The sequence below is a fragment of the Aeromonas sp. ANP5 genome (genome assembly GCF_963870295.1).
GTDB lineage: Bacteria > Pseudomonadota > Gammaproteobacteria > Enterobacterales > Aeromonadaceae > Aeromonas > Aeromonas veronii.
Map to the genome: position 1 here is coordinate 1 of NZ_CAWMRY010000066.1, position 9,504 is coordinate 9,504.

The 9,504-nt window shown below is 46.2% G+C and carries 12 protein-coding genes and 1 pseudogene; 12 read left to right on the forward strand and 1 reads right to left on the reverse strand.

Annotated elements, in window-relative coordinates:
* The 11 genes from AACT07_RS21935 to AACT07_RS21985 all read left to right on the forward strand — a co-directional run.
* Positions 1–1,339, forward strand: a 1,339-nt coding sequence (locus AACT07_RS21935) for an RHS repeat-associated core domain-containing protein (RefSeq protein WP_171903441.1), incomplete at its 5' end; no start/stop codon positions are given.
* A 14-nt stretch (positions 1,340–1,353) separates the two neighbouring features.
* Entirely contained in the window at positions 1,354–1,785 is a 432-nt protein-coding gene (locus tag AACT07_RS21940; protein ID WP_253182290.1) for a hypothetical protein, read from the forward strand.
* Positions 1,786–1,995: 210 nt separating this feature from the next.
* Positions 1,996–2,361: a DUF7716 domain-containing protein gene (locus AACT07_RS21945; protein ID WP_069530039.1), complete on the forward strand. Its 366-nt coding sequence runs from the start codon at positions 1,996–1,998 to the stop codon at positions 2,359–2,361.
* A 31-nt stretch (positions 2,362–2,392) separates the two neighbouring features.
* Positions 2,393–3,748, forward strand: coding sequence for an RHS repeat domain-containing protein (locus AACT07_RS21950; RefSeq protein ID WP_069530040.1), 1,356 nt, complete (start codon positions 2,393–2,395; stop codon positions 3,746–3,748).
* Between the two features lie 7 nt (positions 3,749–3,755).
* Entirely contained in the window at positions 3,756–4,103 is a 348-nt protein-coding gene (locus AACT07_RS21955; protein WP_069530041.1) for a hypothetical protein, read from the forward strand.
* Between the two features lie 270 nt (positions 4,104–4,373).
* Positions 4,374–4,910, forward strand: coding sequence for an SMI1/KNR4 family protein (locus AACT07_RS21960; RefSeq protein WP_069530042.1), 537 nt, complete (start codon positions 4,374–4,376; stop codon positions 4,908–4,910).
* Positions 4,911–5,157: 247 nt separating this feature from the next.
* Positions 5,158–5,544, forward strand: coding sequence for a hypothetical protein (locus AACT07_RS21965; protein WP_069530043.1), 387 nt, complete (start codon positions 5,158–5,160; stop codon positions 5,542–5,544).
* A gap of 320 nt (positions 5,545–5,864) precedes the next feature.
* Positions 5,865–6,263, forward strand: coding sequence for a hypothetical protein (locus AACT07_RS21970; RefSeq protein ID WP_069530044.1), 399 nt, complete (start codon positions 5,865–5,867; stop codon positions 6,261–6,263).
* Positions 6,260–6,577, forward strand: coding sequence for a DUF7716 domain-containing protein (locus AACT07_RS21975; protein WP_139123920.1), 318 nt, complete (start codon positions 6,260–6,262; stop codon positions 6,575–6,577). The genes AACT07_RS21970 and AACT07_RS21975 overlap by 4 nt, the downstream gene beginning before the upstream one ends.
* A gap of 103 nt (positions 6,578–6,680) precedes the next feature.
* A complete protein-coding gene (locus AACT07_RS21980; RefSeq protein WP_139123919.1) occupies positions 6,681–7,949 on the forward strand; it encodes an RHS repeat-associated core domain-containing protein in 1,269 nt (422 codons plus the stop codon).
* A gap of 2 nt (positions 7,950–7,951) precedes the next feature.
* On the forward strand, positions 7,952–8,512 hold the full coding sequence (locus tag AACT07_RS21985; RefSeq protein ID WP_069530047.1) for a hypothetical protein: 561 nt from the start codon (positions 7,952–7,954) through the stop codon (positions 8,510–8,512).
* 149 nt (positions 8,513–8,661) lie between these two features.
* Here the strand turns inward: AACT07_RS21985 and AACT07_RS21990 are convergent.
* A pseudogene (locus AACT07_RS21990) lies at positions 8,662–8,782 on the reverse strand (IS1 family transposase); the annotation flags it as partial.
* A gap of 89 nt (positions 8,783–8,871) precedes the next feature.
* Between AACT07_RS21990 and AACT07_RS21995 the strand changes: the two are divergent.
* Positions 8,872–9,237: a hypothetical protein gene (locus AACT07_RS21995; RefSeq protein WP_047709334.1), complete on the forward strand. Its 366-nt coding sequence runs from the start codon at positions 8,872–8,874 to the stop codon at positions 9,235–9,237.
* Positions 9,238–9,504: the final 267 nt, after the last annotated feature.

Below are 9,504 nucleotides of genomic sequence, written 5' to 3' on the forward strand. Positions count from 1 at the left end.
TTTAGTTGACCACTACAGCCAGGTGGTGGCCGAGCGCAGCAAGCGCGGCCACGAGCGTCAGGCCCGGCTGTTTGGTTATGACAGCGAGCTGAACCTCTGCGAGCTCTCCAATATTCTGCCCAGCGATGGGCAACCGTTATCCAGCCAGCAGGCGCAGGCCGAGCCCTTGCGCCGTTATGACGCTGCGGGCCGGGTCAGCCAGATAGGGCAAAATCAGTACCGCTACGACAAGTGCGGACGGCTCAGTGAGAAGGTGGTATCACGTCCCGGTTTCCGGCCCCAGACCACCCAATTTGAGTGGGATGGCTTTGACCGACTGCAACGGGTCATCTTGCCAGATGGTAGCCGCTGGCGTTACCGCTACGACCCCTTTGGTCGGCGCATCGGCAAGGAGCGGGAAGGTCAGGTGAGCCAACTTACCGCAATAACCCGCGTCCACTATCGCTGGGACGGTGACCAGCTGGTGCAGCAACAAAGCTACCGGGCCGATGGCAACGCCGCCCGTCAGGTGCAGTGGGTCTATGAGCCGGGCAGCTTCAGGCCACTGGCCCAGTGGGAGGCTAGTGAACAGGACGAGCATCTGCACTATATCGTGACGGACGTGGCGGGTACCGCCCGCGAGCTGTGCAGCGAAGCCGGTGACATTATCTGGCGTGGTGAGCAGCGGCTGTGGGGCAACTATCGCGCTGATGCCATCCCTCAACCGCTCAGGCGCTTCCTTGGGGATGCGGCCAACGACGAGACCTACTGCGAGCTGCGCTATCAGGGGCAGATTTATGACCAGGAGACGGGGCTTTACTACAACCGGCACCGTTACTTTGACCCGGAGTTGGGGCAATATATCTCGTCAGACCCGATAGGTTTTGCAGGAGGGCTGAGGCCACAGGGATATGTGCATAATCCGCTGGAGTGGGTGGATCCACTGGGGTTTAAAGGCTTCTTCACTCGAACAGTGTTTCATGCTCCTTCCGGTAGCACTCATACTGTTTACCAACAGGCGATTGATTGGGATTTGCCAGTCAATACCCGGAGTGGTGTAAAAACGAACTTGGACATAGCATTAGATGGAGGAAGTCCTTTTGTTGTGAAAAATGGAAAATACTCACAAATTAACTTACATCATTCAAAGCAAGATGGGCTTGGGTCTTTGTTTGAGCTTTCAGCAGATACGCACCAACGGTACTATAAAAGTAATGCCTTACATCCACATTTGCCAGATGCACATCCAAACAATCCTGTGGACAGAAGTTCATTTAATGTTGACCGGGATGCATACTGGCGTGAGCGGGCTAATGGTGAGTTGGCAAAAAGAAATAAAATTGCTAGCAAGAAGTGTTGATAAAGGGAGGGGCTATGTTGTCAGAAAATTTGATTAATTATCTGCGAGATAATGGATGGTGGTTTGAGGAAGTGTCAATTCCTTACAAAGAAGCTCTAGAGTCTATAGGGTTGTCGGCTGACTCTCAGATAGGTTTTTTTTACCTGCATGCAGAAGATGGCCCGCATTTCATTAGTCAAAAAGGAATGATATATCAGCTTTGCTGGTTTGTATTGAATACAGATTATGGATTGGCAGCTGAGTCTCTTCGAAAAAGCCTTTGTCTGCCACCTAACTTAATCCCTCTTGACAGCTTTGAGGGGGAGGGCGGGTTCTTCTATAATAAAGAAAGCGGGCAGGTTTTTGAGTTGAGCATTGGGGCGTCGTTAAGTGATTTCTTAGATGGGAAACCGACTAAAAAATGGAGAGACTTTAACTCTTTTATTGAGGATTTTTTTGATATTTAAAACTATGTCATTAATTTGCCGTGCTTTTGGTTAATTAAGAAGGGTGCGAATAAACGAGCAGCTCACAACGGGCTGGAAATTTAGCCATTCAATATCAACAGGTTATGATGATATTGCTTATTGTCAAATGACTTACTCGCACCTTCCATAGACAAAAACAAATTTTGTAACCAGAGCTGGCTTACCAGCTAAGGTGTATAATAACTTGTGATGATATCGAAAAAACAGCAAGTTAAAATAAAATCTTATATCAAATTATCGGATCTTATTCTTGCCATAAAGAACAGGGATTGTGACCAAGGCTCCTTTTTTTGTTTATATTCCAAGGGCTCTATGGAGCCTCTCGAATCTAACTCCATTTATTTTATTGATGAGTATCCACAAGAGGGGGCAGAAGGAGAGGATGTTTTCCCAAGCGATGTTATAAAAAATGATTTGGGGCTGTGTTATTATGGCGAGCAGTTTATTGATGTTATAAACAATGTCATTTCACAGATAAACGAGCCTCAAGTATCAGCTTTCGTTGAGGCCCTTAATTACTACATGGATAATGATGATTTTATTGATATTAGATAGTAGAGGCAATGTTTACATTATCTAGTTTATATTGTTCCAGTTATCACTTTACACCGGCATATTGCCGGTGTTTTGTTACAGCCACTGGTGTGAACAGGGTTGGAAGCTCAATGGCAACGGCCAGGTGGTGGCCGAGCGCAGCAAGCGCGGTCACGAGCGTCAGGCCCGGCTATTTGGTTATGACAGCGAGCTGAACCTCTGCGAGCTCTCCCATATTCTGCCAAGCGATGGGCAACCGCTGTCCAGCCAGCAGGCTCAGGCCGAGCCCTTGCGCCGTTATGACGCTGCGGGCCGGGTCAGCCAGATAGGGCAAAATCAGTACCGCTACGACAAGTGCGGACGGCTCAGTGAGAAGGTGGTATCACGTCCCGGTTTCCGGCCCCAGACCACCCAATTTGAGTGGGATGGCTTTGACCGACTGCAACGGGTCATCTTGCCAGATGGCAGCCGCTGGCGTTACCGCTACGACCCCTTTGGTCGGCGCATCGGCAAGGAGCGGGAAGGTCAGGTGAGCCAACTTACCGCGATAACCCGCGTCCACTATCGCTGGGACGGTGACCTGCTGGTGCAGCAACAAAGCTACCGGGCCGATGGCAACGCCGCCCGTCAGGTACAGTGGGTCTATGAGCCGGGCAGCTTCAGACCGCTGGCCCAGTGGGAAGCTGGTGAACAGGACGAGCGTCTGCACTATATCGTGGCGGACGTGGCGGGCACCGCCCGCGAGCTGTGCAGCGAAGCCGGTGACATTATCTGGCGTGGTGAACAGCGGCTGTGGGGCAACTATCGCGCTGATGTTATCCCACAACCGCTCAGGCGCTTCCTTGGGGATGCAGCCAATGACGAAACTTATTGTGAGTTGCGCTATCAGGGTCAGATTTATGACCAGGAGACGGGGCTTTACTACAACCGGCACCGTTACTTTGATCCTGAGTTGGGGCAATATATCTCGCCAGACCCGATAGGTTTTGCGGGAGGGCTGAGGCCACAGGGGTATGTGCATAATCCGTTAGAGTGGGTAGATCCGCTGGGGTTGGCGGGATGCCCAGTGAAAAAATATGAAGTTGGAGCGTTCAATGACTTAAAGAATCGTTCCGTAAGTGGCGATGAGTTGGATATACATCACGCGGTACAAAAGCATCCTGCCGGACAACTTATTAATGGTTACGATCCGAAAACTGCACCATCTATTGCTATTCCAAAAGTTGAGCATCAGCAAATTCCAACAATCAAAAAAACGTATAATGGTACGCCAAGAGAACTTTTGGCAAAAGATATCAAGGACCTAAGGCGGTACACCAATGCGCCAGCGTCAGCGATAAGGGAGCTGATTTCTCTAAACAAGGAGATGTTCCCGGAGGCTTTTAAGAAAACACAGTCGATAAAGTGAGACCATAATGAGACCTGAAGAGTTTGTAAATGCATTAAAAAAAGTTGTTACTAAATCATCTGTCGATGGTGTGGAATCAATGTTAATGTCCCCACCGGGAAGAAAACCTAAGAAAGAGATTCTACTGGCCTCAAAGTTTTATAATGAAAGGACAGAAGAAGAAAAAAAAATAATCATGGATATTGTAAAGCTCTCTGTTGATAATGGAGTGTTTGGTTTTTTGTGTGTTTTGGATGGAGTTAGAGCTGTTGAAAATGAGGATAGTAAAGGAGAATTCATCCTTATTCATAGAAAACAGGAAGATGTAATTTTAAATGAGGATTCTGATTTGCATGACTATTACAATGCCACATAGTAACTACATGTTTGTGGACGATGGTTTTTTTGATTAGCGAATCATCGTCGACTGGCTATCTTTTTACACCAGCATTATGCTGGTGTTTTTAATTTATATTATGAAACTTAATGAAATCTATTTAACAGTGGACTGATATTGGGTGATTTCGATTCAATGATTAAGGTAGAGCGTAAAGCAGAGGGGGGGTAGAAGTTGAGAACATGAACGGTCCTAGGGAAAATGCATGTAGGAAGTGATGGTATTTAGCATACGAGCAGAGAGATTGCCATGCTGCTGGAATTATCAGAAATAGAATCTAAGCTATATGAAAAGTTTTCTCCGTTTGGTGGGGAAATGGATGACTTGATCATGAAAAACGGAGGGGTTTCTGTTGATGATGTTATTGATTTAGAACAAAAAATAAACATTAAGTTGCACGATAAATTTAAGAATTTTATTTTGAAATATGATTTAGGTAATTTTTCTCTTGGTAGCTTTATCTTCGGTGATGATGGTGATTATCTGGGGAAGATTTTTGAGTTAAATAATGAGAATGATCTAACTCAGTGGTGGGGGAAGGGACCGCGCCCTGAAAATTTACTTCTTGTAACGTATAATGATCCTTATTCTATTTTGTTAGAACTAAGCAGTGGGAAGGTTTATGCGATTACTAGTGAGTCTGATTTGAATAATATGAAACAGGTATCATCTGATTTTGATCTCTTTTGTAGAGGTGTTGGAACCATGTTTTTAAATAAGGCAAATCCTATTGATGTGGAAAAATTAGTTGGAAGTGAAAATAAATCTTTTTGGTCTAGCTTGTAAATGATAACCGGAAGTGAGCCAACGATCCTTTCGGCTTTTATTTAAGGAAGGTGCGAATAAGTACTCAGTTAACAACGGACTGAGAATCTAGCCACTCAATATCAATAGGTTATGATGATATGACTTCTTGTTAAGTGACTTGTTCGCACCTTCCCTAGTTTTAAACTACATGTAGTTATATGCTTGCGACTTTTCATATAGGTGTTTAAGTTTCTTGAAAAACGCTTAAAAGGTTGATTTTGTATCTATGGAGTTTATAAAGGCTGATAGTAGTAACGAAGGGGTTTGTTGTGATATCGTTCTGGAGTGTTTTGGCAATGAACCAATTGAAATTATCAATCTTGAGTGCTACGAGTTTGATGAGAAGTTCAAAGAAGATGTTAGGTGCATTTATGAGAATCAATTAGATATATATCGAAGTGTGATTGCCGGTGTTATTAAGTATGTGCGTGAAAAGTATAAGTCTGATAAAAATAACTTAAAGTTAATGAAAATCTATACATCTCACGACGTTGAGAGAGAGTTCGGGCTGTTATTTAGCTGGGTTGGGGACACAGAGCATGGCATTGGCGTGAGAGTAAGGAACGATGGTGTTGTTATTGACGTTGGACCTGCGGAAACATCATTTATATAGCTTGATATATATAGGTTGGTATGAAAGGTGACTAACCCTAACTCTTACACGTTGACTATTGAACCGTCATTCCGCACCTAATTTTTGCATTTTAAATGGTGATGATGTTCACACAAGCAGAATTGAATTGAGAAAACCAGTGACTTCATTCACGTTGCCACGTAATAATGCTCTGTTGGGTAACAGTTCACATCATTTCACGGGGGGGGAGTATGAATCCGAGCATTTTAACTTTTGCCCCAGCCTCAACTCCCAACACCTCGATGTTGCCATTTGTTGCGAACGTGTAGGTATCGTAGCCGAAAAAAATCCCCAATCAGGTGCGGAATGTCGGCTGGAAACTCAATGGCAACGGCCAGGTGGTGGCAGAGTGCAGCAAGCGTGGCCACGAGCGTCAGGCCCGGCTGTTTGGCTATGACAGCAAGCTGAACCTCTGCGAACTCTCCCATATTCTGCCCTGCAATGGACAACCCCTGTCCAGCCAGCAAGCTCAGGCCGAGCCCTTGCGCCGTTATGACGCTGCGGGCCGGGTCAGCCAGATTGGGCAAAATCAGTACCGCTACGACAAGTGCGGACGGCTCAGTGAGAAGGTGGTATCACGCCCCAGTTTCATGCAACTTATCCCAATGGCACAACATCAATCTCCGGGAGTCGTGCAGAGCTCTTTACACCCCAATGGTAAAGGCGGTATGCAAAACTGGGGAGGCGGCAGAAATTGAAAACATGTGAATTAATAAATTTTATTAAAACTAGCCATAGTTATCCTTGGTCTTACGCAGTATATGTCCCACAGAATGAGGCTTTGACACCAAATTTACCCACGGTCGCGCTAGATCCTGATGATATTGAGGATGATGATGTGGGTGAACCTGCTTTTGCTATTGAAAATGGATATAAATATTTGCTTTCAGTGCAAACAGTTCAATCCATTTGTAGAAACATTGAGATGCAGATGAAGGGGAAGGTGCCAGACGATATGTATATGAAAGCGTTTCTCTTTTATATTGAGAATGATGCATATATCACGCTCTAAAATGTACAGTCATAGTTATCACCTTACACCGGCATAGTGCCGGTGTTTTTTTACAAGCAACAGGTACGAGTGAGGTTAGAAACTCAATGGCAACGGCCAGGTGGTGGCCGAGCGCAGCAAGCGCGGCCACGAGCGTCAGGCCCGGCTGTTTGGCTATGACAGCGAACTGAACCTCTGCGAGCTCTCCCATATTCTGCCCAGCGATGGGCAACCGCTATCCAGCCAGCAGGCGCAGGCCGAGCCCCTGCGCCGTTATGACGCTGCGGGCCGGGTCAGCCAGATAGGGCCCAATCAATACCGCTACGACAAGTGCGGACGGCTCAGTGAGAAGGTGGTCTCACGCCCCGGTTTTCGGCCCCAAACGTCCCAATTTGAGTGGGATGGCTTTGACCGCCTGCAACGGGTCATCTTGCCAGATGGCAGCCGCTGGCGTTACCGCTACGACCCCTTTGGTCGGCGCATCGGCAAGGAACGGGAGGGTCAGGTGAGCCAACTCACCGCGATAACCCGCGTCCACTATCGCTGGGACGGTGATCAGCTGGTGCAGCAACAAAGCTACCGGGCCGATGGCAACGCCGCCCGTCAGGTGCAGTGGGTCTATGAGCCGGGCAGCTTCAGGCCGCTGGCCCAATGGGAAGCTGGTGAGCAGGGCGAGCGTCTGCACTACATCGTGACGGATGTGGCGGGCACCGCCCGCGAGCTGTGCAGCGAAGCCGGTGACATTATCTGGCGTGGTGAACAGCGGCTGTGGGGCAACTATCGCGCTGATGTTATCCCACAACCGCTCAGGCGCTTCCTTGGGGATGCAGCCAATGACGAAACTTATTGTGAGCTGCGCTATCAGGGGCAGATTTATGACCAAGAGACGGGGCTTTACTACAACCGGCACCGTTACTTTGACCCGGAGTTGGGGCAATATATCTCGCCAGACCCGATAGGTTTTGCGGGAGGGCTGAGGCCACAGGGATATGTGCATAATCCGCTGGAGTGGGTTGATCCGCTGGGGTTGGAGAGATTTCCCACGTGGATGTCGACCAAGCAAGGCTATGAGCGACATCATATTATCCCATATGAACATCGTAATCATGATTTTTTCAACAGGACTGACTTGAATATTAATGGTGCAACCAACATGATTTATCTCCCTGTCGCGGATAATATTCATCCTACAAAGATGGTGCATCATAACTTCAAGTTAGATGGTAAACCTCACTCGGAGTACAATGCAGCTATGAGAGATAGGCTCGACGCTCTTGAATTGCAAGCTCAGAGAGAAGGTTGGAGTAAAGAGAAAGCGAATCAGGAAGCTTTAAAATTGCAACATGATACTCGAGCTGCCCTAAATCGCACCAGTTCAAAAAAAGGATGCTAATTATGTATTTCATAATGAAGCCTACACATCAATACAATTGTGATAATGTAGTTGTTGACTTCGGCAATAAGATAAATAAAAAGCTCACTTATTTTGTTTATCATCACGACGAGTTGCCGGAGAGTAATGGTTTGTTGCTAACTGGAGACTCGCAGATATCTGATTTTGAGAAAATAAAGGCTACATCTGATTACTATGATGGAGTCGTATCAATACCTATTATTTCTGGGAAAGCAAAGCAAGTGCTTGAAAAGGAGTTGGATGCACCTTTCATAACTCTCTCGATTGACAATCATGATGATTTCTACACTTTTCCAATTAGTGAGATGAGAGGCTTTGTTGATCTTGATAAATCAACGTACAGGGAGTTGACAGATGGTTCGAAAATAATAGATGCATTTGCCTATAAGCAGGTTGATGATGACTTTTTTATAGCCAAGGATAAAAGCTATCCATATAAATTCTTTGTCAGTCAACGTTTTGTAGATTTATGCAGGGAAAATAGCCTAAAAATTGATTTTGATGTTGTTGTTATTGGCAAGCCAAGGTCATTTTTCTCTTGAATAATACAGGGGGTAGACTCAATTAAATTACAGGTACAGTTCTGATCATCACTCTATTGTTGCCTAAATCAGTCACAACCTATGACCTCCCCAGCCCCAAGTACCCACATACTAGGGGCTTTTTTATTAGTAGGCGGTGATGCCTCTAATCAGTTGAAGTGATGCTTTTCGATGAAGGCGCTGATGACTTTTACGTGGAGCTCAACAGAGGCAGATTCTTTTGCAAGCTAGTCGCATGAGGCGCGTTCTGATCATCAGATTGTTGCGCTCGCACTGTACACATTACACCGTCTCAATCGAGCGGTGGCATTACCAACGTTTGATTGAATAGCGATACATTAATTATACAGGTACTTTTTATGAAAAAGATCTATCTCAATACTCTGCTTATATCCCTCACTCTATTTTCTGCGCTGGTTAAAAGTGAGGAACCTCAGTGGCTGGAAGGTGTGTATGTCAATGAAGATCATGACGCGCTAGCAAAATCACTGACCTTTTGTAAGGCGGGAATGGCCCTTTATGATTTTATTAATGCAGGGTATGTTGTCGAAGGGAAAGGGGATGACAGGGTTATTACACTCTATTCCAATGGAGCATTTAAGCTAAAGGTTGCAGAAAATGGAAAAATTTTGATGCCTGATGATGATTTCACAAAACAGTGGCTGACAAAAAGTCGTCTTAAACTCGACGCAACACAACCTTATGAATGTAAACCTGGCTTCTGATTATCCTGGCTCTGTTGATTTTTACTGATCGCTAAATAGCAGGGTTTTACCTGCATAAAAACCTCTGCTTCCTGCATGAAAGTAATTATCGCAGCAGCATGAAAAATAATATTACTACTTCACGAGTAACCCGGGCCGATGGCAACGCCGCCCGTCAGGTGCAGTGGGTCTATGAGCCGGGCAGCTTCAGGCCACTGGCCCAGTGGGAGGCTAGTGAACAGGACGAGCATCTGCACTATATCGTGACCGATGTGGCGGGCACCGCTC